This is a genomic window from Dehalococcoidia bacterium, from assembly GCA_041649635.1.
Classification (GTDB): Bacteria; Chloroflexota; Dehalococcoidia; order E44-bin15; family E44-bin15; genus JAYEHL01.
In genome coordinates this window covers 171864-195143 of record JBAZMV010000003.1, presented here as the reverse complement: position 1 = coordinate 195143, position 23280 = coordinate 171864, and the positions used below count along the sequence as shown (strand labels likewise).

The following is a 23280-nucleotide window of genomic DNA, read 5'->3' as shown; positions in this document are numbered from 1 at the left end:
TATCAGCGAAGGATTTTCCTCCGCCCGTTGTATCTCTCGGTATCGTACTCCGTAGCTACATCGACCTTATAGAGCTTACCGGTCACCTCGTTTATCGGGACCGATGTGATCTTGTTATTCTGCAGCGATACCATCCTGCCGAACTGGCGTTTCACCACCAGATCCACGGCGGCGATGCCGTAGTAGCGGCCCATCCTGCGGTCATAGGCGCACGGCGCGCCGCCGCGCTGAAGGTGGCTGAGCACCACGCTGCGCGTGTCCAGGCCCGCGGCGTCGCTTATCTCCTGGGCGATGACATCGCCGATGCCGCCCAGCGCCTCATGGCCGAAGGCGTCGACGGTTGCTTTCTTTATCGCTTCCTTGCCGCCCTCCGGCTTGGCTCCTTCTGCCACGACGATGATATTGTATCTGGCGCCGCGCTTGACCATATCCTTCACCAGGCTGTTGACCTTCTCGAAGGTGAACTCGTGTTCCGGTATCAGGATCATGGAGGCCCCGCCGGCCTCGCCGCCTATCAGCGCCATCCATCCGGCGTTGCGGCCCATGACCTCGACGACGAATGTCCTGCCGTGTGCGCCGGCTGTAGTTCGCAAACGGTCGACTGATTCCAGTATGACATTGATCGCGCTTTCGAATCCGAGAGTGTACTCGGTGCCGGGCAGGTCCTTATCGATGGTCTTGGGTATGCCGACTACATTGATGCCTGCGGCATCGAGCTTGCCGGCAATACTGAGGGTATCGTCGCCGCCTATCGCTATCACCGCCTCCAGGCCGAGCTTCTCTATGTTTTCGATAACTTTCTTTGACTGGTCGTTCTTGGGATTGTAGGGGTTCGTACGCGATGAGCCGAGAAACGTGCCGCCGTACCTGTCCCAGGAGCGGACTATCGCCGGCGTAAGGATAATTCCGTGCGGAATCTCGAAACCGTTAACGATCGAAGCGTCGTGCACCAGATTGTCGGGGTCGATATTGATGAGGCCTTTCCAGCCATTCCTGATGCCGATGACCTCGAACTCGGCACCGGCCTCGGCCTGCGTTCTCTCGTCCGATGCCGCCGTCACCACCCATTTAAGCGCCGGGTTCAAGCCAGGGCAATCGCCGCCCCCGGTTAAAACGCCGATACGTCTCTTTTTCATAGTAGTATCCCCCTGTGAATGAGATGGTTAGTAAAGGTTAGCACAGTCGATATAAATTTTCTACCGTCCTTAGAGACACGATGTAACCTCGGGCCAATTAAATCGACCCGTCCGTCGTTAAGAGATAATGCCGCGCTCTTTCAGGCTTACGAACCTGTGGTCGCCGATGATAATGTGATCGAGAACTTCTATGTCCAGCGCCTTCCCGCCTTTTATGATGTGCTCTGTGGCGGCGATGTCGTCGCTGCTGGGTTCCGGATCGCCGGATGGGTGGTTGTGTACCACGATCATGGCGGGGCAGTTCTCACGCACGGCGTTGCGGAACAACTCGCTGGTTCGAATCGTCGATGCGTTGACATTGCCTTTATAGACCTCGTGAATCGCAAGGAGGTGATTCTTTGAGTTTAGAAGCATGACTCGGAGATGTTCCTGCTGAAGGGGGCCCATGTCGTCCATGAGCAGGCCGGCGGCATCCTGCGGGGAGCGGATAATCGTTTTCTCCTCCGGCTGGGTGGATGCAGCCCTGCGCCCCAGCTCCAGAGCGGCCTTTATCTGGGCCGCTTTGGACTGGCCCACCCCGTGCTCGTTGCACAGCTCGTTGAAGCCGGCGCGGGAGAGCCCTGTGAGGCCGCCGAACCTGACAATCAGCCGGTTCGCCAGCCCCAGGACGTTTTCGGCGCGTGTTCCCGTGCGCAGTATTATAGCCAGAAGCTCGCTGCTGGAGAGGCTTGCGGCGCCGTTTTGACGTAGTCGTTCACGGGGGCGTTCTCCGGTGGGGAGTTCGCTGATGCGGATGTGATATTCCATCAGGTATATAACCCTCCTCTTAACGTCTGTGAGGTATGTAGGGAACAACTAATTTATCGGTTATTATGTTGAATTTAACTACATGCCGCTCGACGGCGAGGCCCAGGGTTCTATGTAAGTGGATTCTTTAGCCGGGGTCACCAGCAGACGGTCGATTTCGCTTAATATCTTCTTGCGTTCCGGATTGTTTTTCCATGCCTGCCATTCAGGCAAGCTGTGCCAGGTGCTGATTACAATGTGCGTGCCGGGGTTGTCCACGGAGAACAGGGTTTCTCCCGTCTCATATCCGGGCTGGTTCACAGCCAGAACCCTCAACTGCTTTGATAGAGTCTGCAATTTATCCTGGTTTTCCAGCGTTACAGTGCGTTCAATGATAACCTTGACTGTCATTGGTCAACCCTCCTGTGTTACCTGTGTCTCCTCGTAGCCCATTACGATTAAATAGTTACGGGGGCGGATGCCGGATAACTGCCGCCGATGACTCTAAGAAAACCAGATTCGTGCCAGACGGATGGGACAGGGTTCACCTTGGTCATCAGCACCCGGTGTTCTATCAAGTTTGTGCCGGGTGCCGATGCTAAGATGCTTATTCAGGCTATGACTGGAATCGTTGAAGCCTCATTGTGATTTATTTGATTTCTACAGTGGCGCCGGAAGTCTCCACTTTCTGCTTTATTGAAGCAGCTTCCTCTTTGGAGATCCCTTCCTTTATCGCCTTCGGGGCTCCCTCTACGAGATCCTTGGATTCCTTCAGTCCTAAGCCTGTGACCTCGCGTATAATCTTGATCACCTGTATCTTGTTCGCCCCGATCTCTTTGAGCATCACCGTGAACTCCGTCTGCTCTTCCTCTGCGGCAGGGGCTGCTCCCGCGGGAGCGCCGGCCACAGAGGCTACAGCCATCGGCGCCGCAGCGCTGACACCGAACTCCTCCTCTAGGGCTTTGACCAACTCGCTGAGTTCGAGGACGGTCATATTCTTAATAACACCTATAAGTTCCTCTTTGCTCATTTTCTGACTTTCCGACATTCTATCCTCCTTTTTCCAATTGCTTTTGTCTTGCAGAGAGTACGTATGTTAGCCCGGCTATATTAGCGTTGAGCACATTAACCAGCCCGTAGAGCGGCCCTTTGAGGCCGCCGAGCAGCTTAGCCACAAGCACCTCTTTTGGCGGCATAGTGGCCAGAGTAGCGACCTCGGCCGCGCTCAACACCCGGTTCTCGATAAGGCCGCCGCTTATCTTTAACTGGCTTTTTGTGCTGCGGATATATTCCATCAACACCTTCGCCGGAGCGGCTATGTCATCGTAGCCGAGAGCCACGGCGGTAGGGCCAACTATTATCTTGTCCAGATCATCCTTGCCGGCCTTTGTTGCCGCAAATCGCGCCAGGGTGTTCTTGATCACACGGAACTCGATCTGTTGGGCGCGCAGCTTGCGGCGCAGGTCGGTCATCTCGGCTACGGTGAGCCCGCCGTAATCGGTGCTGATGATTACGCTCGCGCGTTCCACCTTTTCGGCCAGCTCATCGACAGACTGTTTTTTTTCTTCCAGACGCATGTCTCACCTCTTAAATAAAAAAGTCCCAGTGCCATAGACATGAGGGACTCTTAGATCGGAGCTTCACCTCGGCAGGCCTTTCATTAAGCCGTAAGGCGCCTGCTGTCTATGGCGTTGCGTACGCTATTTGTTTTTCAAGGTTGAATAGTGGAATAGCGCATATCCCACACAATACCGCGTTATCGCGGTTACAATCAACAGCACCCCTAATACCGCCGCTAAAATCCCGCCAACCCTTCCGTCGGGTGCGTCGAGAATCAGGAACGCTATAACCGTCAGGGCTATTCCAGCTATTGCCCTGATGATTCTATCCGGATTGCCTATGTTCGGCTTAATCTTCACTTCGGACACCGCTAGGCTAACTGGCCTTTAGATCTAAAGCGGGTTTCAGGTCTACGTTTACACCCGGCCCCATCGATGTGCTGATAGAGATGCTCTTTACATATTGGCCTTTTGCACCTCTCGGTTTGGCTTTTACTACGGTTTCGATAATGGCGGCAAGATTCTCGAATAATTTGTTATCGTCGAAGCTGGCTTTGCCTATCGATACATGGATTACGGCGGTCTTGTCGAGCCTGAAGTCAACACGCCCCTTCTTCGCCTCGTTGATGGCGCGAGCGATATCGGCGGGCTGCACTATCGTCCCCGATTTGGGATTGGGCATAAGCCCTTTCCTTCCCAGTATCTTGCCGAGTTTTGATACCTTGCCCATAACATCAGGATTGGCTATGGCCACATCGAAATCTAGCCAGCCTTCCTCTATCTTCTTTATCAAGTCCTCGCAACCGGCGAAATCGGCGCCGCTTTCTTGAGCAATCCTTACTCCTTCGCCCTGTGTGAAGACTATGACCCTTACCTGTTTCCCAAGTCCATGCGGCAGGCTGGCGACGCCTCTCACCTGCTGATCGGCGTGCCTGGGGTCCAATCCCATGTGCATGTGCACTTCAACCGTTTCATCGAATTTAACGAACGATGCCTTCTTGAGAAGCGCAATGGCCTCTTTGGGATCGTATTCCTTCTGGTGGTCTATCAGCTTAGACGCCTCTTCGAATTTCTTACCGTGCTTAGCCATTATTCTACCTCGATCCCCATGCTTCTCGCCGTTCCCTCTATCATCAGCATAGCGCCCTTTACATCAGCGGCGTTCAGGTCTTTCATCTTCATTTTGGCGATCTCTTCAACCTTGCTTCTGGGAATCTTGCCTACCTTCACTGTGTTAGGTGCGCCGCTCCCCTTCTCTATGCTGAGCGCTTTCCGCAGCATATCTGCTACCGGAGGTGTCTTAAGCGTGAATGTGAATGAACGGTCGTCGTAAATGGTTATCTCCGCCGGGACGATCGATCCCGTTTGAGACGCCGTACGCTCGTTATACTCCTTGCAGAAGCCCATGATATTGCAGCCGTGCTGCCCGAGTATCGGGCCGACCGGCGGCGCCGGACTTGCCTGTCCTGCCGGCAGCTGGATTTTTATTATTGCTTTTACCTTTTTAGCCAAGTTACTACCCCTATGAAATGCTTCTCGCTGTGAACTAGATTCGTTCTATCTGCAAGAAGTCTAATTCTACCGGCGTCTCTCGCCCGAAGAGAGATATCAGTACCCTGACCTTGCCTTTCTCAGGGAATATCTCATCTACTATACCTATCAAATCGATGAAAGGCCCGTCTATTACGCGAACGCTCTCTCCTTTACGGAAACCGACCTTGATCCTCGGCGTGTCTCCCTCCATCCGCTGGAAGATGTTCTTTACCTCTTCCTCTTCCAGCGGAACGGGCTTGCTTCCGGCGCCGACAAAGCCGGTAACTCCCGGGGTGTTGCGCACAACGTTCCAGCTCTCGTCGGTTAATTTCATCTCCACCAGTATATAGCCGGGAAAGACCTTTCTCGCTACGGTTTTCTTCTGCCCGTCCTTGATCTCTATCTCGTTTTCGGTTGGGATGGTCACACTGAAAATCTTATCTTGTGCATCCATAGACCGGATACGCTGTTCTAAGTTGGTCTGAACCCGCTGCTCATAACCGGAGTAGGTGTGAATGACATACCATCTCCGCTCTGCTTCTGCCATTTCTTTTCCTTAGAAGTGGGTGCAAGGAAAACCGGTACAAGCGGTTTTCTGATATGCCTCCCGTCTCCCTACCCTCCTATTATCAATTGCATGAGACGCGTGAACCCGTAATCGACAGCGCCCAGGAAAATCCCTATCGACCCAGCGATAATGAGCACCATTACTGTAAGACGTCTCGTCTCCGCTCTTGTAGGCCAGACAACTTTCCTGAACTCGCCCGCTATTTCACTCACGTAGCGGCGGAGCCATGGAATTATGTGTCCCACTGCGAAAGAAGGTTTGGCCATATCACTTTACCTCACGGTACACTTTCTGGGTGCGGCAACGCGGGCAAAACTTCTTAAGCTCCAAACGCTCCGGGTCATTTTTCTTGTTCTTTGTTGTTGTATAAACCCTCTCCTTGCACTCAGTGCATGCGAGATGGATTATCTCCCTGGATCCCTTCTTAGCCAATAAACATCTTTCCCCTATATATTAGATACGAATCGTAGTAGTTATGCGATTATTTTTGTGATTACGCCGGATCCTACAGTCCTGCCGCCTTCTCTGATAGCAAATCGCATGTTAGTCTCCATAGCTACCGGCTCGATAAGCTTGATATTCATCTTAATATGGTCGCCGGGCATGCACATCTCTACTCCCTCCGGCAGGGATAAAGAACCGGTAACATCGGTTGTCCGGATGTAGAACTGCGGTTTATAGCCGGTGAAGAACGGAGTATGGCGGCCGCCTTCCTCTTTTGTTAGAACATATACTTCGGACTCAGCCTCGGTATGCGGTGTTATCGTTCCAGGCTTGGCCATAACCATTCCTCTGAGGATGTCATCGCGCTCCGCGCCTCTGATGAGCAGTCCGACCGCGTCGCCCGGCTCGCCTTCCTGCAAGGTCTTATGGAACATCTCGACGCCGGTAACAACCTTTTTCTGAGTTGCTTTCAATCCGACCAGCTCTACTTCATCGCCGACCTTGACGATTCCGCGCTCGATACGCCCTGTCGCCACGGTGCCGCGTCCCTTGATGCTGAAGACGTCTTCCACCGCCATCATAAAGGGCTTGTCCTTCGGACGCACCGGTGTCGGTATGAAGCTGTCGACGGCGTCCATCAATTCGAGAATGCGGCCGCACCACTGGCAGTCGGGCTTTCCGCAGCCGCACTGGAGCGCCTTTGTCGCAGAGCCTTTGATAATGGGCGTCTTGTCGCCCGGGAACTCGTACTTACTGAGCAGATCGCGCAGTTCAAGCTCCACTAACTCAACCAGTTCAGGGTCTTCCATGAGATCGATCTTATTTATAAAAACCACGATTGCGGGAACGTTCACCTGGCGGGCCAGAAGGATGTGCTCTCTGGTCTGAGGCATGGGGCCGTCGGCCGCGGATACTACAAGAATCGTGCCGTCCATCTGCGCCGCGCCGGTGATCATGTTCTTGATGTAGTCGGCATGACCCGGGCAGTCAATATGTGCATAGTGGCGCTTGTCAGTTTCATATTCAACGTGCGAAATGGCTATAGTCAAGATTTTTGTTTCGTCACGCCGGCCCTGGGACTCGGAGGCTTTTGCTACCTGGTCATAGGAGACAAAAGACGCTAATCCTTTTCCCTCTAGTACCTTTGTGATAGCAGAAGTCAGAGTGGTCTTGCCATGGTCAACGTGCCCGATCGTTCCTACGTTTACGTGTGGTTTGGTTCGTTCAAATACTTTCTTCGCCATTTCTCCTCCTCGGTTAATAAGCCCACAGTCAGACTTGAACTGACGACCCCGTTCTTACCAAGAACGTGCTCTACCACTGAGCTATGTGGGCACTAAGACATAATAACTAAGGCATAGCCGAAAGCTATGCCAGAGCATTTTACTATCTATGTATTTTGTTGTCAATAGCTTCAACGATTGAAATACATATGGCGGCGTTCGGGATTTATTCTATTTTCACTGATGAAAGTGGCGAGAGTTGGATTCGAACCAACGAAGCCCGAAGGGCGGCAGATTTACAGTCTGCTGGTTTTAACCACTCACCCATCTCGCCGTTTGCTCTACCGTTAACATTATAACAGCCCGAGAGCGGAGTCGAACCACTAACCTAGTGTTTACAAAACACTTGCTCTGCCATTGAGCTACTCGGGCATGACGATATTCAGTAATGCAGACAACGGCCTAGTAAAATTATCATTTTTAAGTCATATTGTCAATAATTAATTCATATGAGGGATGCCCCTTATCAAAGAAGAAATCATCTGGTATACTGCTGTGGGGCAAAAAAGGCTCAATGTACTAAGGGTCAAGAGGAGGAAGCTGGTGCCTGCTGTAGCTGTTATTGGAGCGCAATGGGGTGATGAGGGGAAGGGGAAGGTCGTCGATGTCATCGCTGAAAGAGCGAACATGGTTGTGAGGTATTCCGGCGGCAGCAATGCCGGACATACCGTTATCAACACAATGGGGACATTCAAAATGCATTTAATCCCGGCCGGGATTTTCCACAGCGATGTTATCTGCATAGTTTCCAATGGCGTGGTATTAGACTGTGATGTGATTCTACAGGAGATCGATGCATTACAGAGCAAAGGAGTGCCGGTCAGCCACCTGTTCATAAGCGATCGGGCGCATCTTATCATGCCTTACCACATATTGCTCGACGGGCTTGAGGAGGAGGCGCGGGGTAAGGGTGCTATTGGTACGACAAAGAAGGGCATCGGGCCGGCTTATATGGACAAGGTGGGCCGCAGCGGCATACGCGCCGGGGATTTGATGGACAAGAAGAATTTCAAGGAGAGATTGGCTATAGTTCTGAAAGAGAAGAACTTAATGCTTACAAAGCTCTATGGCGCCGAGCCGCTGGACTTGGGGGAGGTCTATAAAAAATACTGCGATTATGGGGATAAGCTGGCTCCTTTCCTCAAGGAGACGGATATGATGATAGCGGAGGCTATCGAGCAGAATAAGAACGTTCTGCTCGAGGGAGCGCAGGGGTCTCTGTTGGATATAGACTTCGGCACTTACCCGTTCGTTACATCAAGCTCAACTATTGCCGGGGGAGCATGTGCAGGTCTTGGATTGAGTCCGCTTAAGCTCGGTGGCGTCATCGGCGTTTTCAAGGCTTATTGCACCCGGGTCGGCGGCGGGCCCATGCCGACGGAATTACTGGATGAAGTCGGGGAGAAGATAAGACAGCATGCCAAAGAGTGGGGCGCGACCACCGGGCGCCCGCGCCGATGCGGCTGGTTCGACGGCGTGGTCGGGCGCTTCAGCGTTCGCATCAACGGCTTCACCTCCATTGCGATGACTCGGCTTGATATACTGAGCATACTGCCATCGATAAAGATATGCACTTCTTATAAGCTCGACGGAAAAACTATCACGAGCCCTCCTTCAAACGTGGCGACGCTGGCAAGGTGTGAACCGGTATACGAGGAGCTTCCCGGTTGGGGGGTAGACATCACCGGGGCCAGAAAACTGCAGGATCTTCCGGAGAATGCCAGAAGCTACGTGAAGAGGATTGAGGAATTGCTCAATTGTCCCGCCAGTATCGTATCCGTAGGAGAGCGGCGTGAGCAGACAATAATCGTCAAGGAGCCGTTTTAAGGCTGCATCGTCCCTGCGTCAATAGTCGAGTGGATGATTCGGCGAGGTAACTGAAATGGCGAGGGAATACGTTCATCAGGATCTGGGTAGGGAAATACACTCCATATCCGGTTACTACGTTCCGTTGCATGAGATAAGGTGGCAGTATAAAGGCAGGGAAGTCCTCTACGTTACAGGGGCCTTTATGATCGATAACAGCTGCTGCGTCCGGGGCGGCTCAATGTATGCTATAGTTCCGGGATATATAGTCAACTGGGAATCGAAAAAGAGTCCGGAAGGTTTGCCCGTATCAGAAGTGGAGCCGATCGCGGACGACCAGACAAAGAGGGAAATAGCCACGTTCCTCAGGGATCAAGAGTGCGCCGGCAGCATAGAGTTCTGGTAATCCCGGCCTTTGCCGATCGTGATTCGCGTCCGAGTAGTTTTTCCTAAATCTTCAGGTCGACGGTGTATTTCTTCAGCGCATCCTCGATTACTTTCGCCGATTTCTCATCGGGCTCGGTGAGCGGCAGTCGCGGCTTGCCGACCTTAAAGCCTACGTGATTCAGGGCGTATTTTATCGGTATGGGGTTCGATACCACGAACAGCGCGTTAATCAGTGGCAACAGCCGCATCTGAGTGGCGGCGGCCTCTTTCATCTTCCCCTTGACTATCTGCTGTATCATCTCCTGCAACTGCTTCCCGACGAGGTGCGAGGCGACGCTGACCACTCCGTAGCCGCCCATAGCCATGATGGCGAAGGTGTCGCCGTCGTTGCCGCTCCATACCAGGAAATCCTTGCCGGCTCCCGTGATGATTTTGGCCGACTGTTCCAGGTTGCCGCTGGCCTCTTTGAGGCCGATGATATTGTCGATCTTGCTAAGGCGCACGGCGGTCTCCGGAGCCAGGTTTGTGCCTGTGCGTCCGGGCACATTGTACAGGATACACGGAAGGCTGGTGCTTCCGGCGATGGCCTTGAAGTGCTGGTACATTCCTTCCTGGGTCGGTTTGTTGTAGTAAGGGACGACGAGAAGTACGGCGTCCACCCCGCGCTTCTCCGCCTGCTTGGTCATGGCGATGCTCTCGCGGGTGCAGTTGCCTCCGGTGCCGGCGATGATCGTTCCTTTCTTGCCGATGGACTCTCTTACTGCCGTGAACAGATCGAGCTGCTCTTCATCGGTCAGGGTGGGGCGCTCGCCGGTGGTTCCGGTGACCACCAGTCCATCGCTCCCGGAGTCGATGAGCGCCTTGGCCAGCTTCTGAGCCTGCTTATAATCCAATTCCCCCCTCGCATTGAAGGGTGTTACCATCGCTGTTATCAATCTGCCTATTTTCGCCATTGCTATAACCTCTCTATGTGAAATTCGAATCGAGGAAAAGGCGAGGGGCCCTCGCTCCTACGGAAAATTTCGTTCTATAATCCCAATAGCTTGTCGAGACCGACGATAAGGCCCTTGTTCTCGTTTACGTGCTTGACGGCCATGAGAACACCGGGCATGAACGCCTCACGGCTTACCGTCTCATGGCTGATCTTGAGCGTCTGTCCCAGTGAGCCGAAAATGATATCCTGATTAGCCATATATCCCGGCAGGCGCACGCTGTGTATGCTTATGCCGTCGACATTTCCGCCGCGTGTGCCGGCCAGCGTCTCTTTTTCCAGGGGCGGCATGGTGAATCCCTTGCCGCGGGCTTCGACCATGGCCTTAGCCGTCGAAAGCGCCGTGCCGGACGGGGCGTCGGCCTTTTTCTCGTGATGTTTCTCTATGATCTCGGCGTAGTCGAAATATTTCGCCGCTACTTTAGCCATATGTATCATCAGTATTGCCCCGAGGGCGAAATTGGAGGCTACGACAGCGCCGATCGTATTGTCGCGGCACAGCTTATCGATCTCGTCGATATCCTGCTGCGAGAAGCCGGTCGTTCCGATGACCAGGTTCACCTTATGTTTAGCGGCGGCGCGTATCGCCGGCATGGCGGCTTGATAGAGGGTGAAATCCACCATTACATCCGGGTTCGTAGAGGAAAGAATTGAATCGACGTCGCTGGAAAGAGGTATCTCCGCGGCAGTGCCGGGCAACGCGAGCTTATCGCTCTTGGCTTTGATGTCAACAGCCCCTACCGCCTGCAGTTCCGTGTCCGCGCATACGGCGCGCAGTACCTCCTGCCCCACTCTGCCTAGAACGCCGTGAATAACTACCTTGATCATGGTTTCGATGCCCCCTTCTTACAAAGGTTTATCGATTGGGCCTGCGGTTCGGGTTTCTTGGTTGATCGCGGCGCGGCGGCCGGTCTCCGCGGAATCCACCGGGACGCTGCGGTCTATCGCGCTGGCTTTGCGGCGGGGGCGTTTGCTGACCGCCTTCACCACCAGCTGCATCCTGGAAGACGGCGCGGCGTGACAGGTTAACGCGTCCCATGCGGTCGATCTCGATGACCTTGACCATGACCTCGTCCCCTACCTTCACCGCGTCTTCTACGCTGGCCACGCGGTAATCGGCAAGCTCGCTGATATGGACCAGGCCCTCTTTGCCGGGAAGGACCTCCACGAAAGCGCCGAAGTCCATAAGGCGCGTTACCTTTCCGGTGTACACCGCTCCAACCTCGACCTCCTTGGTCAGGTCCTCTATTATCTTGATCGCTTTTCTGGCGCTTTCTTCATCGGCCGACGCTATCAAGACCGTGCCGTCGTCTTCAATATCCACTTTGGACTTGGTCTGCTCAACGATCGATCTTATCATCTTGCCGCCCGGGCCGATAACAGTGCCGATCTTCTCCGGATTGATCATCATCCGGTATATCCTGGGGGCGTATTTGCTGAGCTCGGTGCGGTGAGTACCGATTGCCTGATTCATCTTATCGAGAATGAACAGTCGGGCCTCGTACGCCTGCTTCAATCCCTTCTCGATAACAGCGTATGGTATTCCTTTGAGCTTGATATCCATCTGCAGGGCGTTGATACCGTCGACGGTTCCCGCCACTTTGAAATCCATATTGCCGTAGGCATCCTCCAACCCCTCTATGTCCGTGAGGATGACGTATTGGTCCCCCTCCGCTATCAGTCCCATGGCCACACCGGCGACGGCCTTCTTTATCGGGACGCCGGCATCCATCAGCGATAGGCTGCTGGCGCAGACGCTTCCCATTGAGCTGGAGCCGTTCGAGGACAGAACCTCGGAGACCACTCGCAGCGTATATGGGAACTCTTCTTTCGTCGGGATTACTGGTGTCAGCGCCCGTTCCGCCAGCGCGCCGTGTCCTATCTCTCGGCGCTTGGGGCCGGTCATGCGGCCTGTCTCGCCGACGCAGAAAGGCGGGAAGTTATAGTGATGCAGGAAACGCTTGCTGTCCTGCTGGCTGATAGTATCGATCATCTGTTCTTCCGACGACGAGCCCAGCGTTGTGATGCTTAGTACCTGGGTGCTTCCGCGTGTGAACAGGCCCGATCCGTGTGTGCGGGGCAGTGCCCCCACTTCACAGGTTATAGGCCGGATCTCGTTCGGCTTACGACCGGCGGAGCGTACGCCCTTCTCCAGGATTTGCGATCTGACCGCTTTCTTAACCAGAGCCTCGAGCGCTGAGCTTATTTCTTTCGATGTGAATTGCTCGTTCAGCTGTTTATTTAACTCCTGCTCGATGGCGTCGAGGTCAGCCTGCCTGTCGAGTTTGGTTTTGTATACTACTTCGCCGAGCCTGTCGCCGACGATGGCGGAGACGGCTTCCAGGGCTTCAGGTTTGACTATTGCCGGATTGAAATCCATTTTGGGTTTACCGCACTCCTCGCGCAGTTTTTCCTGAAGCAGGATAGCGTTCTGATTGGCCTCCTGCGCCATCATGATGGCATCGAGTATGACCTGGTCCGCTATCTCATCGGCCTCGGCCTCGACCATGGCTGGAGCGTCTTTGGTGCCGGAGACCACGATATCCAACTTGCTTTCCTCCAGCTGGCTGAAGGTGGGATTCAGGACTAGATTACCTTCTATGTAGCCCACGCGGACCGCGGATATGGGGCCGTCGAACGGCACCTTGGATATTGATAGCGCGGCAGAAGCGCCGATGATGGCCAGTATATCAGGATCGTTCTCCTGGTCCGTGGATAACACCGTTATGACGATCTGCGTGTCGTGTTTGAAGCCTTTCGCGATAAGCGGACGCAACGACCGGTCTATGAGACGGTCGGCTAAAATCGCATCCTGGCTGGGGCGGCTTTCCCTGCGGATGAAGCTGCCGGGTATCTTACCCGCGGCGTAGTGCTTCTCCTCGTAGTCTACGGTCAGGGGCACCATGTCCGCGTCTTCCCTCTCTGTCTTGGATACGCAGACCGTGGCTAAGATTAACGTGTCGCCGTACCGAACGGTAACGGAACCATCCGCCTGATTGGCAATAGCTCCTGTTTCAATAATAAGAGGCTGGCTGCCCAGCAGACATTCGTACCTGTGTGGCATCGCGGACTCCTTCCTTACTTACGGAGACCAAGTCTGGCGATGAGCGAACGGTACCGCTCCGGATCTTCCCGGCTTATGTACTGCAGCAACCGCTGTCGCTGCCCCACCAGAATGAGAAGTCCGCGTAGCGAGTCGTAATCATGGCGATTGACCCGCATGTGCTCGGTCAGGTTGTTAATCCGCTCCGTGAGCAGAGCGACCTGAACCTCCGGGGAGCCACTGTCTTTCTCGTGGAGGCGAAACCCCTCTAATATGGCCTGTTTTCTCTCTTTATTCATTACAGAATAGGAAGTATATCATAGTCCGAGGGTAATGTAAACTATTCGCTCAATTCTCCGCGAATATCCGACAGTCGTCGTCCTTTCTCTTTTGTAATGCCGGTGTCATATTGAGTCCTATATGCGGTCTGTGGTGATGATACCTGCTAAGGAAGTTTTCGACCAGCCTGTCACACCGCTCTAAGTCATCAAGGCTATAATCCCGCCAGCCTAAGCATTCTTTATTGGCATTTATTCAATGTCAACGTCATGTTGCGACGCTGTTGAACTAAATAAAAATGGCCGCTTCCATTACGGAAGCGGCCATCGTTCTGACTTAACTGTCGATTCCTATTCCGGCATCCTGCCCTGACCGGGGACCGCTGATATTTTGCCTCTCTCGGGGATGTAGTAAGGTGACGGGTACCACCAGTCGCCGGGCTCCACTACGCCGTCCTCGATGAGTATGTGCATCAGGTTGTAGGGTATGGCCATGAGGCACAGGCCGCCGGGGTGGCCCGAGGTCTGATGGCAGAGGTACAGGCCGTCGATCGGGGTGCGGTATCGGGCGATATCCCGGAAGTGCGGCTTGTTGAACAACTGGTCGCCGCAATGTCTGTGTCCGCACCATGTGCCGCCCAGGAGGCTGCGGTTGCGGTGTATCATCTCGAACGGAGCAGTGGACCAGTGCATGATCACATTGTCGTCTTCCAGCCCCTCAAGCGGGCCGCTGAAGGCCTTGCGGAAGTATGCTTCCATCTCGGTCTTGACCTTATCGGCGGCGTCGGGGGCCTCTACGTTGTACTCAGGAGGCGTAGCGCCCGCCTCGAAGGTGGCGGAAAGAACGCCTTTAGGATAGACGCCGGGGCACTGGTTATCGGTGGGATCGAAGGCCTGGCTCGGCGCGAGGAACCAGAGGTAGCGCTCGGCCGGCACGCTGGGGTTGCCCTTAAAGGCGTCGACGTCGCTCACGTTTTCGTAGTAGATATCGCGGGAGTCCATGGGATAGGCGCTGCCGTAAGGAACTTCCTGGTGGCCGCCGCCCATCTTTTGCCACGCGGGTTTCCATGACAGCGGTTTCTTCAACAGGAACTGTGATACCCATAGGGTTCCGCCTTTAATGCTGATATCATTGACCTTCTGCAGGAAGCCTTTATCCAAATGACTCGGTCCTACGAGCTGGTTGAATGTCTGTTTGACATCGCATGCTGAGATAACGGCCTTATCGGCCCAGATGGTTTTCTCTCTGGCAGCAGCATCGTCGCGCAGGCGCACGCCCACGGCCCTGCCGTTCTGTACGATTATCTCTTCCACGGGGCAGGCTGCTTTGAATGTCGTGCCGTGAGCAATGGCGGCGCGGAAGATAGCGTGGAAGTAGCCGTGCATGCCGCCGCGGGGCACGCTTAACGCAGCGATGAAGAGCTGCATGACATTGATGAAGGCGGGGATGGCCACGCCTTCCCAGTGAGCCGCGGCACCGGACCACCATGCCGCCGAGGCTACGGTGCACTTCCACGGCTCGGTATCGAACCACTCGTCCATGAAGTCAAACAGTGTCATATCAAGGATTTCTTTCGTCCAGACCTCGGGGACGTATTTCTTGTAGACCTGCATATAGGGTATGGTATTCTCATCGATCTCCACATAATCGGGGTGCGGCGGGCACCAGTTGGTGGCGCGCATCAATTCGCGTGCGAAGGGCGGGTTGCCCACGAGGCCGCTGATTTTCATGTAGCCGGCCATGTCCTTGGGGCTCAGTCCCGCTATGCCGTTGCTGCATGATAGACCGTTGGTGGCGTGACCGATGACATCCTGGGGGTTCCATGTCATACGGAATCCGTACTTCCAGAGCTCGAGCTGATCGAAGCCGGGCGCCGGGGCGGCATACATTAATATAGCGTGAGGATAGAGGCGCAGACCGGCTTTAGCCTCCGCCGTCTCGGCGGAGCCGCCCGCCTCGTATCGCTCTTCCAGCACGCAGACCTTGAGCCCGCTCTTGGAAAGGTAAGCCGCGAGCGCGGTACCGTTGGGGCCGCCTCCAACAATAACAATGTCGAAACGATTATCTGCCGTCATAGAATGTGAACCTCCTCTATGTTTTCTCTCATTATTTACAGTAGTGTTCGTTTAATATCGCGATGTGTGTTCTACTACTGACGGCGAATTTTAGCATATATCAGAAAGAAAAAGTCAATACTTTTTAGGCATTTTGTCGGAAATTGGAAAGAAGTAAAAGCGGGTTACCTGTTAGGTATCTGATTATCCCTGCCGCAGCGCGGGCACCGGATAACTTTGCCTTTGTAATCCGGAGGAATTCTGAAGGCGGTGCCGCACTGGCAGGCCAGCGCGGTGTATTTGTTGAGATTCTCTAGTACCGAAGAGACCTCTCTCGAACGATCAAGCTTCTCTCTCTTTTCAGCCGCTTTATCCTCAACTGCAGACTGGCGTGTCGCAACCAACCCGGCGGCTCCCGCCCCCGCCAGCGCCGCGCCCGGGATCACGCCTCCCTTGCCCTTGTGTACCTGGCGAAAGGCTTTATCGTAGTCGGCGAAAGAGGCGCCTCCGGCCATGCTGCGAAGTATTCTGATCCTCTCGCGGACAGGAGGGTGCGTGCTGGTGAGGTCGCTGGCCGACATGCCTTGTTTACGGAAGGGATTAGCGATATACATTGGTGCGAAGGCCTGGTTGGCCGATTTGAGTTGTACCGTTGAGCCCGAGATCTTCTCCAGCGCCGAAGCGAGTCCCTCCGGGTACCTTGTGTAGAGCGCTCCCGAAGCGTCGGCCAGATACTCCCGCTTTCGGGATATGGCGAAGTAGATTAAATAGGCGAAAATCGGCGCGAGTATCGCCAGCGCCAGCGCAACGATAATAATAATTGCTCCGGCGCTTCCTCCTCCCCCGCTGCCGCTGCGCCTGCCCCCGCCGCTGAACAGCATAACCCTGCTGCCGTACCAGGCAAGAATAACTATGGTTCCCAGCAGGACGCTGCACAGCGTCATCAGTAGAACGTCGCGGTTCTGGATGTGGGATATCTCATGGGCTATCACGCCCTGCAGCTCATCGCGGTTCATCTTCTGCAACAGGCCGGAGGTAACGGCGACCGCCGCATGCTTGGGGGAACGTCCCGTGGCGAAGGCGTTCATGGCTGGATCGTCGATGATGTAAACATCCGGCATTTTCTCCAGACCGGAGGCTATCTTCATCTCCTCCACCACGTTCCAAAGGCGCGGATAATCGCTCGGTCCGATCTTCCGGGCTCTGGAAAGCGATAGAACAAGAGCTCCGCCCTGGAAGTATGCTATAAGGTTCATGACCAGCCATATGATTAGGGCGATGATCAGGCCGGCCAAGCCGCTGCCGAGGAAGGCTTCGCCCAGGAAATAACCCAATAACACCAGCACCCCCGCGAGAGCGGCCACCAGTATCACCGACCTTATTTTGTTGGACCTTATCTGCGCCCACATACCAAAGCCTTGCTATCCTAGCTGAAGCTTACCTTGGGAGCCTGTCTCTCCGCCGCTGACTCTACTTCGAAGAACTCTCCAGCCTTGAAACCTGAGACGCTGGCGATGATGTTCGAAGGGAACATCTGAACCTTGTTATTCAGCGTCATTACGCTGTCGTTGTAAAACTGGCGCGCAAAGCTTATTTTGTTCTCGGTGGACGTTAGCTCTTCCTGAAGGGCTAGAAAATTCTCGTTCGCTTTTAGATTGGGATACTGCTCTGCTACGGCAAAGAGTTTGGAAAGGGCGCCGCTGAGCCCACCCTCAGCCTTAGCCTGCTCCCCCACACCCTTGCCCACAGCGCTTACCGCGGTATTGCGGGCCTGGATGACAGCTTCCAGTGTTTGCCGCTCGTGTGCCGCATAGCCTTTGACCGTCTCCACCAGATTCGGGATCAGGTCGTGACGCCTCTTCAGCTGTACATCGATCTGGGCCCATGAATTCTTCACCTGGTTCCGCAATCCAACTAGCGAGTTGTAGATGACGAAGAACATGATTCCCAGTATGACCAGAATACCGACGACGATTACCACTGCGATCACCCATGCCATATCACACCTCCAAATTCTATAGCTATTCTCTGGACTTAAAGGTCTCGCCGAGAAATTCTATCACTCTGTCCGGAGCGCCTGATGCTGCCGCGTGTTGCGACACCAGATGTTTAATAACCTGACCCACCTCGCCGCCGTCGAACCACAGACCCTCTCCTTGGATACAAGCGTCGATTATCACCTCCGGGTCGCTTATTATAGCGACCTTCTTCATCTTCTTCCCGCATAGGGAACACTTTCTCGCGGCCTCTTTTATTTTCCTTTCAGGCATCCCCAGAATTTTCTGCATATTGAAGTCGGCAGAGTGCATCCCCGCGGATTCCAACAGCAGCTCAAGCTCGCCGGCATCGAACCATACGCCTAGACATCTCGTGCAATAGTCGAGCTCAATCCTATTGTGCTCGACTACTATCATAGGAACTTTACAGACGGGACAGCGCATCGTAAGAGCCTCTCTGTCTTGATAACGTATTGTTTATTATAATCTCGGCGCGGAATACCCGCTGGATTTACCCGGAGGTCCCTGCCAGATGTCGGCGGCACAGTTTGCCTTCAGCAGGTTCTCAAACTCGGCCATTTCCGTTTCTATTTGTTCGTTCCTGCGCCGCAGCTTGGCATCCATGCTCCTGAATTTCTCCAGAGGTATCTCGCCGACCTTGTTGCGTGTGCTGAGGTTATCGAGATCCTTTTTAACCACGCCCTGTTCTTTTTTCAGCGCGTCCAGCTCACGCTCAACCCTGTTCTTGATGGCTTTAATCTCGGACTCAGCCGGGGGGATTTTGCGGCCGTATTCTTCCTTCATTGAATCATACTGATCATTCGGCACCGATCCCTCGGCCTTCAACTTTTCCAGATTCTTAAGGTATCCCTGGTTTGATTCCAGTGCCGTAAAAGCTGCGTGCAGGCCTTTCGCGTATTTTGAAGCCATGATATCCCTCCTTAGAACGTATTTTCACCGGTATTATGTAGATTGAGGATAAATAAATATAGCAGGTATTTAGGCATTTGCCAATACCTGTGACAAGTCTCTCGATTGCGTTGTAATGTTGGTGTCGACATTAGTAGTGTCGACTTGACAATGCGATATGATGTCGCATTACATGACGAACGACAGATAGAGCCAGTATACAAGTATATTGATAACGGTCAGCGGCAAGCCTATACGGGCGAACTCGAAAAAAGTAAGGGTCTCACCCGCATTCTTCTCCGCGTTTTGAATTATTATCACGTTACTAACTGCACCCAGTATCAGCAGGTTCCCGGCTATAGTGCTCCCCGCAGCCAGAGCCATCAGTTCCTTCGTCGAGGCTCCCAATTCCGTCAGCGTCGGCATGTACAGGGCGACGAGCGGAACATTGGAAACGAACTGGCTCAGGATTACGGATACCATCATGATAACGCTGACAGAAGCCAGGTTCATGTTCATGGATTCGAGTTGGCGCTGGAAGAAACCGGATTCCCAGACGCTGGCCATAAGTATGAACATCGCGGCAAAGAAAATCATCGTGTGCCAGTCTATTTGTCTGATTATCTTGAGTCTCTGCGGGCTGAACAGGATAACCGGCAATGCGGATGCCAGGGCGATGTAGGTCAGCCTGAAATCGACCTCTACTCCTGCTGAGACTATCGCGATCTTGGCAATCACGAGGGTGACGAGTAGTGCCAGCGAAACGCGGCACAGCCTTACGAGACCTTTGTCGATTATGAGCGTGGGGGGTATGTTTATTCTTTTCGCATCGAAGTGTTTTCCATAATATATTTTCAATACGAGGTAAGCTGCGAGAAGATTCACGATGGTGGGTACGGCCAGGTATTTAAAGAAGCTGATGAAAGGATTCGGCACCGGACCGTCGACGGCGATGAGGAGGTTTTGAGGATTTCCTATAGGGCTCATAGTGCTGCCTATCGTTATAGAGAAGGCCAGCGCAAATAAGAGCAGTTTTGTATTTACATTGCTTTTTCTGGCCAGCATGATAACGATCGGGGTGCCGACTATTGCCAGGGTGTCGTTCATAAGGAAGGCGGACAAGAATCCCATTAAGAACAGGATGTAGAGAACCAGGCCGTCTGTAGAGTGCGCCGCGCGGAACAACTTCGACGACAAATGCGAGAGGTAGCCGCTTTCCTCCATGGCCCGTCCTATGACGAACATGCCGAAGAGAAAGAGCATGACATCGAAGTTGATGGCCCTTAGTGCGTTCAGCGGGGATATTTCAAGCGTCAGCAGGACAGCTATAGCGCCGAGCAGCATAATCTGCCATAGCTGGAATCGTATTCGTCCGATCTGTCTGACGGCTATGAGGAGAAAAACGATTGATAGGACGATGATTGATATCATATTTGAATTAATTGTATGGCAGATATATTATATTACTTGGGGCAGCTAAATCAATCTATTATAGCTGTTGGATAGTATATGGTAATGTATCGTCATTAACGTTCGGAAAGTGATTTAAGGAAAGGGGGCAGCAATGAAGGTTCCGCAGTATGTAACGGTCGCCGAGGTGAAGAGGGTTTGCAAGGAACTGGGTTTAAGGGATTGGACGAAAATTAAAGACCCAAAGGTAACAGCCAAAGAAGCGCAGGTCATCCTAAAGGTCGTGAATGTGAAAAAAATGAAGATCGCTCTGGAAGACTTCCGTATAGGACTCGAAGTCGAGTTGGAGCACGGCACTATGTTTGATGATGCCAACGTGACAAACAACCATCCAATACTCACGGGCATGATCGTGCTGGCTCATATGAAGGAAACGCTCGATTATTATCAGAGGCTCGATGTCGCCGAGATAGAGGGGGATTTGCTCAAGGCTGTTCTGTCTAAGAAGCTCGATAAGATCGAAGCGAAGTATAAGAAACTCATCAAAGCCCAGGGTGCCCTTAATAAGGTAGTTGCTGCACAATTAAAGTAGACCTCGGCCTCGACAGTTTGAAAAGAAGTTGTAAAACAGCAAGAGGATGACCTTTCAAAAGGTCATCCTCTTTAAAATCTCGATATTGGTGGGCCATCTTGGTCTCGAACCAAGGACCTCAGTCTTATCAGGACTGCGCTCTAACCAACTGAGCTAATGGCCCGGATTTAGTTCTAGATGGATACTAACTTGATTAATCGCCCCCGAGTTTTCCTGACAGGTGAAGTAATAGAACTGTGCAGAATACCCCAAGGAACAGAACGGTAAACACGTTGCCGGCAATCGCCGTGCCATCACCCCACACGCAACCCCATCCGGCTAAACATGCCCTGCTGCCGATTATTTGCAGTACCAGCGAAAGGAGAGCTACACATCCAACTGCTATGGCGCTGATTAATAGAGCTATCTGGTTAGTGAGAAATCCCGACAGATATAGCAGTGTTATGCATCCGGTAGCGCCTAGGAATATGCATTCCAGGGAGCCGCCAAAGCCGAACGTTCCACCTGCTGCAACCCCGACCAAGATTGTTGCTAAAAGGGCTAATCCAGCTACGATCCAGGCACAGACGAAATAAACCATTTTTACACCAGCCATCTGTTCCCTCCTTAGAATTCTTACCCAGGTTCCAGTTACAAAGAATAGCTCTGTCTGAACCTGAGCTTTGCTTATTCTATCAAGGAGAACTGGTTAAATCAATACGCGCGGTCATGTTAATAAATAAAGAAGCACCTTAACACCTGGGTAGCAGAAGGAAGAGTTTAAAACACAATAACACCGACGCGGCAGTTTTTTGTAAGACCGGCCGCATCGACCGACCTAGGAGATTAAGCCCGAAGGCTTGTTTATCTCCCTAGAAAGGAGGTGATCCAGCCGCAGCTTCCGCTACAGCTACCTTGTTACGACTTCGTCCCAGTCACCAGCCCCACCCTAGGCGACTACTTCCCTTGCGGGTTAGCCCATCGACTTCAGGTGTTGCCAGCTTCCATGACGTGACGGGCGGTGTGTACAAGGCCCGAGAACGTATTCAACGCAGCTTGCTGATCTGCGTTTACTAGCAACTCCGGCTTCATGCAGGCGGGTTGCAGCCTGCAATCTGAACTGAGGATGGTTTTTTGGGATTAGCTCCGGGTCGCCCCTTGGCATCCCTCTGTACCCTCCATTGTAGCGTGTGTGTAGCCCAAGCCGTAAGAGCCGTGCTGACTTGACGTCATCCCCACCTTCCTCCCCGTTTTGCGGGGCAGTCTCGCCAGAGAATTCAACTGGCAACGAGGGTTGCGCTCGTTGCGGGACTTAACCCAACACCTCACGGCACGAGCTGACGACAGCCATGCAGCATCTGTTTACAGGCCCCGAAAGGCGGATGGGCTTCCCCATCCTTCCTGTATATGTCAAGGCTTGGTAAGGTTCTTCGCTTAGCATCGAATTAAACCACACGCTCCGCTGCTTGTGCGGGCCCCCGTCAATTCCTTTGAGTTTTAGCCTTGCGGCCGTAGTCCCCAGGCGGGATACTTAAAGCGTTAGCTTCGGCACGGAGGGGGTCGATACCCCCCATACCTAGTATCCATCGTTTGCAGCGTGGACTACCAGGGTATCTAATCCTGTTTGCTCCCCACGCTTTCGCGCCTCAGCGTCAGGTGCAGCCCAGAGAGCCGCTTTCGCCACTGGTGTTCCTCCCGATATCTACGCATATCACCACTACACCGGGAATTCCGCTCTCCTATGTTGCCCTCAAGTTCCCTAGTATCTCTGGCACCCTCCCAGTTAAGCCGGGAGATTTCACCAAAGACTTGAAGAACCGCCTACACGCCCTTTACGCCCAGTAAATCCGGATAACGCTCGCCTCCTACGTCTTACCGCGGCTGCTGGCACGTAGTTAGCCGAGACTTATTCCTCGGGTACCGTCATTATCTTCCCCGAGAAAAGGGGTTTACAACTCGAAAGCCGTCATCCCCCACGCGGCGTTGCTGCGTCAGGCTTTCACCCATTGCGCAATATTCCCTGCTGCTGCCTCCCGTAGGAGTCTGGACCGTATCTCAATTCCAGTGTGGCTGATCATCCTCTCAGACCAGCTACCGATCTGAGCCTTGGTGGGCCATTACCTCACCAACTAGCTAATCGGGCGCAAGCCCATCCTAAAGCGCCGAAGCTTTCCTCCTTGCGGAGCGTATGCGGTATTAGCCCCGATTTCTCGAGGTTGTCCCCCACTTTAGGGTAAGTTCTTACGCGTTACTCACCCGTCTGCCACTGCCTGATAAATCAGGCCGTTCGGCTTGCATGCATTAGGCACGCCGCCAGCGTTCATCCTGAGCCAGGATCAAACTCTCCAAAAAAGACAATTTGATCTGTAAAGAACCTTCCTTCTGCTATCCAGTTGTTAAGGTGCAACGAAATCATATGTTATCATGCTGACTCAGGGTTGTCAATATTCGAAAGCCTGAGTTTGGAAAGTGCGATTGTCGTATTGATGTGCGACTTGACGGAGTCGTTGTATCCCGTTATATA

At 53.4% G+C, this 23280-nt stretch carries 26 protein-coding genes, 4 tRNA genes, 1 rRNA gene and 1 other annotated feature; of the genes, 3 read left to right on the top strand and 28 right to left on the bottom strand.

Features of this window, described 5'->3' with window-relative positions; all coding sequences use genetic code 11:
* Positions 1-2: 2 nt before the first annotated feature.
* The 15 genes from WC562_06295 to WC562_06225 form a co-directional block, all read right to left on the bottom strand.
* Positions 3-1136 carry an ATP-dependent 6-phosphofructokinase gene (locus tag WC562_06295; GenBank protein MFA5055764.1) on the bottom strand — a complete coding sequence of 378 codons (1134 nt, stop codon included), beginning with the start codon at positions 1134-1136 and terminating at the stop codon, positions 3-5.
* Positions 1137-1253: 117 nt separating this feature from the next.
* Positions 1254-1943 carry a DNA repair protein RadC gene (gene radC / locus WC562_06290; protein MFA5055763.1) on the bottom strand — a complete coding sequence of 230 codons (690 nt, stop codon included), beginning with the start codon at positions 1941-1943 and terminating at the stop codon, positions 1254-1256.
* Between the two features lie 78 nt (positions 1944-2021).
* The gene (locus WC562_06285) at positions 2022-2333 is read right to left on the bottom strand and encodes an antibiotic biosynthesis monooxygenase family protein (GenBank protein ID MFA5055762.1); all 312 of its coding nucleotides are present in this window, start codon (positions 2331-2333) and stop codon (positions 2022-2024) included.
* Positions 2334-2571: 238 nt separating this feature from the next.
* Positions 2572-2952 (bottom strand): 50S ribosomal protein L7/L12, encoded by a 381-nt coding sequence (gene rplL, locus WC562_06280; GenBank protein ID MFA5055761.1) that lies wholly within the window; start codon positions 2950-2952, stop codon positions 2572-2574.
* Between the two features lie 19 nt (positions 2953-2971).
* The gene (gene rplJ, locus WC562_06275; GenBank protein ID MFA5055760.1) at positions 2972-3499 is read right to left on the bottom strand and encodes a 50S ribosomal protein L10; all 528 of its coding nucleotides are present in this window, start codon (positions 3497-3499) and stop codon (positions 2972-2974) included.
* Positions 3500-3506: 7 nt separating this feature from the next.
* Positions 3507-3629, bottom strand: a sequence feature (ribosomal protein L10 leader region).
* On the bottom strand, positions 3623-3841 hold the full coding sequence (locus WC562_06270; protein ID MFA5055759.1) for a DUF2892 domain-containing protein: 219 nt from the start codon (positions 3839-3841) through the stop codon (positions 3623-3625). Its footprint overlaps the feature before it by 7 nt.
* Before the next feature lie 16 nt (positions 3842-3857).
* Positions 3858-4571, bottom strand: coding sequence for a 50S ribosomal protein L1 (gene rplA / locus WC562_06265; protein MFA5055758.1), 714 nt, complete (start codon positions 4569-4571; stop codon positions 3858-3860).
* A complete protein-coding gene (gene rplK, locus WC562_06260; GenBank protein MFA5055757.1) occupies positions 4571-4993 on the bottom strand; it encodes a 50S ribosomal protein L11 in 423 nt (140 codons plus the stop codon). Before rplK ends, rplA begins: the two co-directional genes overlap by 1 nt.
* A 34-nt stretch (positions 4994-5027) precedes the next feature.
* Positions 5028-5561, bottom strand: a complete 534-nt coding sequence (gene nusG / locus WC562_06255; GenBank protein MFA5055756.1) for a transcription termination/antitermination protein NusG — start codon at positions 5559-5561, stop codon at positions 5028-5030.
* A 68-nt stretch (positions 5562-5629) separates the two neighbouring features.
* Positions 5630-5848, bottom strand: a complete 219-nt coding sequence (secE, locus tag WC562_06250) for a preprotein translocase subunit SecE (protein MFA5055755.1) — start codon at positions 5846-5848, stop codon at positions 5630-5632.
* 1 nt (position 5849) lies between these two features.
* Entirely contained in the window at positions 5850-6014 is a 165-nt protein-coding gene (rpmG, locus tag WC562_06245; GenBank protein MFA5055754.1) for a 50S ribosomal protein L33, read from the bottom strand.
* A gap of 41 nt (positions 6015-6055) precedes the next feature.
* Complete coding sequence (tuf, locus tag WC562_06240) at positions 6056-7270, bottom strand: elongation factor Tu (protein ID MFA5055753.1); 1215 nt, start codon at positions 7268-7270, stop codon at positions 6056-6058.
* Between the two features lie 19 nt (positions 7271-7289).
* Positions 7290-7361 (bottom strand) — tRNA-Thr (locus WC562_06235).
* Between the two features lie 138 nt (positions 7362-7499).
* Positions 7500-7583 (bottom strand) — tRNA-Tyr (locus WC562_06230).
* Positions 7584-7609: 26 nt separating this feature from the next.
* Positions 7610-7681: transfer RNA gene (locus WC562_06225), tRNA-Thr, on the bottom strand.
* 171 nt (positions 7682-7852) lie between these two features.
* On the opposite strand from WC562_06225, the gene WC562_06220 reads away from it, so the two are divergent.
* Positions 7853-9136 carry an adenylosuccinate synthase gene (locus WC562_06220; GenBank protein ID MFA5055752.1) on the top strand — a complete coding sequence of 428 codons (1284 nt, stop codon included), beginning with the start codon at positions 7853-7855 and terminating at the stop codon, positions 9134-9136.
* A gap of 55 nt (positions 9137-9191) precedes the next feature.
* Complete coding sequence (locus WC562_06215) at positions 9192-9521, top strand: hypothetical protein (GenBank protein MFA5055751.1); 330 nt, start codon at positions 9192-9194, stop codon at positions 9519-9521.
* 43 nt (positions 9522-9564) lie between these two features.
* Here the strand turns inward: WC562_06215 and dapA are convergent, their stop codons facing one another.
* The 10 genes from dapA to WC562_06165 all read right to left on the bottom strand — a co-directional run bounded on the left by dapA (position 9565) and on the right by WC562_06165 (position 20206).
* A complete protein-coding gene (dapA, locus tag WC562_06210) occupies positions 9565-10455 on the bottom strand; it encodes a 4-hydroxy-tetrahydrodipicolinate synthase (GenBank protein MFA5055750.1) in 891 nt (296 codons plus the stop codon).
* 74 nt (positions 10456-10529) lie between these two features.
* Positions 10530-11321, bottom strand: a complete 792-nt coding sequence (dapB, locus tag WC562_06205; GenBank protein MFA5055749.1) for a 4-hydroxy-tetrahydrodipicolinate reductase — start codon at positions 11319-11321, stop codon at positions 10530-10532.
* A gap of 28 nt (positions 11322-11349) precedes the next feature.
* Positions 11350-13557, bottom strand: a complete 2208-nt coding sequence (locus WC562_06200; protein MFA5055748.1) for a polyribonucleotide nucleotidyltransferase — start codon at positions 13555-13557, stop codon at positions 11350-11352.
* Between the two features lie 14 nt (positions 13558-13571).
* Positions 13572-13835 carry a 30S ribosomal protein S15 gene (gene rpsO, locus WC562_06195; protein ID MFA5055747.1) on the bottom strand — a complete coding sequence of 88 codons (264 nt, stop codon included), beginning with the start codon at positions 13833-13835 and terminating at the stop codon, positions 13572-13574.
* A gap of 330 nt (positions 13836-14165) precedes the next feature.
* Complete coding sequence (locus tag WC562_06190) at positions 14166-15890, bottom strand: FAD-dependent oxidoreductase (GenBank protein MFA5055746.1); 1725 nt, start codon at positions 15888-15890, stop codon at positions 14166-14168.
* Positions 15891-16054: 164 nt separating this feature from the next.
* Positions 16055-17278, bottom strand: coding sequence for a M48 family metalloprotease (locus WC562_06185; protein MFA5055745.1), 1224 nt, complete (start codon positions 17276-17278; stop codon positions 16055-16057).
* A gap of 17 nt (positions 17279-17295) precedes the next feature.
* Positions 17296-17868 (bottom strand): LemA family protein, encoded by a 573-nt coding sequence (locus tag WC562_06180; protein ID MFA5055744.1) that lies wholly within the window; start codon positions 17866-17868, stop codon positions 17296-17298.
* A gap of 22 nt (positions 17869-17890) precedes the next feature.
* Entirely contained in the window at positions 17891-18310 is a 420-nt protein-coding gene (locus tag WC562_06175) for a zf-TFIIB domain-containing protein (protein ID MFA5055743.1), read from the bottom strand.
* A 36-nt stretch (positions 18311-18346) separates the two neighbouring features.
* Complete coding sequence (locus WC562_06170; GenBank protein ID MFA5055742.1) at positions 18347-18796, bottom strand: CdvA-like protein; 450 nt, start codon at positions 18794-18796, stop codon at positions 18347-18349.
* A gap of 168 nt (positions 18797-18964) precedes the next feature.
* Entirely contained in the window at positions 18965-20206 is a 1242-nt protein-coding gene (locus WC562_06165; GenBank protein ID MFA5055741.1) for an SLC13 family permease, read from the bottom strand.
* A gap of 133 nt (positions 20207-20339) precedes the next feature.
* Here WC562_06165 and WC562_06160 point away from each other — a divergent pair, with 133 nt between their 5' ends.
* Positions 20340-20777, top strand: a complete 438-nt coding sequence (locus WC562_06160; GenBank protein MFA5055740.1) for a DUF5661 family protein — start codon at positions 20340-20342, stop codon at positions 20775-20777.
* A gap of 86 nt (positions 20778-20863) precedes the next feature.
* On the opposite strand, the gene WC562_06155 is transcribed toward WC562_06160, so the two are convergent.
* The 3 genes from WC562_06155 to WC562_06145 all read right to left on the bottom strand — a co-directional run bounded on the left by WC562_06155 (position 20864) and on the right by WC562_06145 (position 23108).
* Positions 20864-20940 (bottom strand) — tRNA-Ile (locus WC562_06155).
* A 30-nt stretch (positions 20941-20970) separates the two neighbouring features.
* Positions 20971-21372 carry a hypothetical protein gene (locus WC562_06150; protein ID MFA5055739.1) on the bottom strand — a complete coding sequence of 134 codons (402 nt, stop codon included), beginning with the start codon at positions 21370-21372 and terminating at the stop codon, positions 20971-20973.
* Between the two features lie 260 nt (positions 21373-21632).
* Positions 21633-23108: ribosomal RNA gene (locus WC562_06145) — 16S ribosomal RNA — on the bottom strand.
* Positions 23109-23280 lie beyond the last annotated feature (172 nt).

Excerpts from the sequence above, each read along its gene's own strand:
- WC562_06295 (MFA5055764.1), bottom strand. The coding sequence starts at position 1,136 with ATGAAAAAGAGACGTATCGGCGTTTTAACCGGGGGCGGCGATTGCCCT.
- radC (MFA5055763.1), bottom strand. The coding sequence starts at position 1,943 with ATGGAATATCACATCCGCATCAGCGAACTCCCCACCGGAGAACGCCCC.
- WC562_06285 (MFA5055762.1), bottom strand. The coding sequence starts at position 2,333 with ATGACAGTCAAGGTTATCATTGAACGCACTGTAACGCTGGAAAACCAG.
- rplL (MFA5055761.1), bottom strand. The coding sequence starts at position 2,952 with ATGAGCAAAGAGGAACTTATAGGTGTTATTAAGAATATGACCGTCCTC.
- rplJ (MFA5055760.1), bottom strand. The coding sequence starts at position 3,499 with ATGCGTCTGGAAGAAAAAAAACAGTCTGTCGATGAGCTGGCCGAAAAG.
- rplA (MFA5055758.1), bottom strand. The coding sequence starts at position 4,571 with ATGGCTAAGCACGGTAAGAAATTCGAAGAGGCGTCTAAGCTGATAGAC.
- nusG (MFA5055756.1), bottom strand. The coding sequence starts at position 5,561 with ATGGCAGAAGCAGAGCGGAGATGGTATGTCATTCACACCTACTCCGGT.
- secE (MFA5055755.1), bottom strand. The coding sequence starts at position 5,848 with ATGGCCAAACCTTCTTTCGCAGTGGGACACATAATTCCATGGCTCCGC.
- tuf (MFA5055753.1), bottom strand. The coding sequence starts at position 7,270 with ATGGCGAAGAAAGTATTTGAACGAACCAAACCACACGTAAACGTAGGA.
- WC562_06215 (MFA5055751.1), top strand. The coding sequence starts at position 9,192 with ATGGCGAGGGAATACGTTCATCAGGATCTGGGTAGGGAAATACACTCC.
- dapA (MFA5055750.1), bottom strand. The coding sequence starts at position 10,455 with ATGGCGAAAATAGGCAGATTGATAACAGCGATGGTAACACCCTTCAAT.
- dapB (MFA5055749.1), bottom strand. The coding sequence starts at position 11,321 with ATGATCAAGGTAGTTATTCACGGCGTTCTAGGCAGAGTGGGGCAGGAG.
- WC562_06200 (MFA5055748.1), bottom strand. The coding sequence starts at position 13,557 with ATGCCACACAGGTACGAATGTCTGCTGGGCAGCCAGCCTCTTATTATT.
- rpsO (MFA5055747.1), bottom strand. The coding sequence starts at position 13,835 with ATGAATAAAGAGAGAAAACAGGCCATATTAGAGGGGTTTCGCCTCCAC.
- WC562_06190 (MFA5055746.1), bottom strand. The coding sequence starts at position 15,890 with ATGACGGCAGATAATCGTTTCGACATTGTTATTGTTGGAGGCGGCCCC.
- WC562_06185 (MFA5055745.1), bottom strand. The coding sequence starts at position 17,278 with ATGTGGGCGCAGATAAGGTCCAACAAAATAAGGTCGGTGATACTGGTG.
- WC562_06180 (MFA5055744.1), bottom strand. The coding sequence starts at position 17,868 with ATGGCATGGGTGATCGCAGTGGTAATCGTCGTCGGTATTCTGGTCATA.
- WC562_06175 (MFA5055743.1), bottom strand. The coding sequence starts at position 18,310 with ATGCGCTGTCCCGTCTGTAAAGTTCCTATGATAGTAGTCGAGCACAAT.
- WC562_06170 (MFA5055742.1), bottom strand. The coding sequence starts at position 18,796 with ATGGCTTCAAAATACGCGAAAGGCCTGCACGCAGCTTTTACGGCACTG.
- WC562_06165 (MFA5055741.1), bottom strand. The coding sequence starts at position 20,206 with ATGATATCAATCATCGTCCTATCAATCGTTTTTCTCCTCATAGCCGTC.
- WC562_06160 (MFA5055740.1), top strand. The coding sequence starts at position 20,340 with ATGAAGGTTCCGCAGTATGTAACGGTCGCCGAGGTGAAGAGGGTTTGC.
- WC562_06150 (MFA5055739.1), bottom strand. The coding sequence starts at position 21,372 with ATGGCTGGTGTAAAAATGGTTTATTTCGTCTGTGCCTGGATCGTAGCT.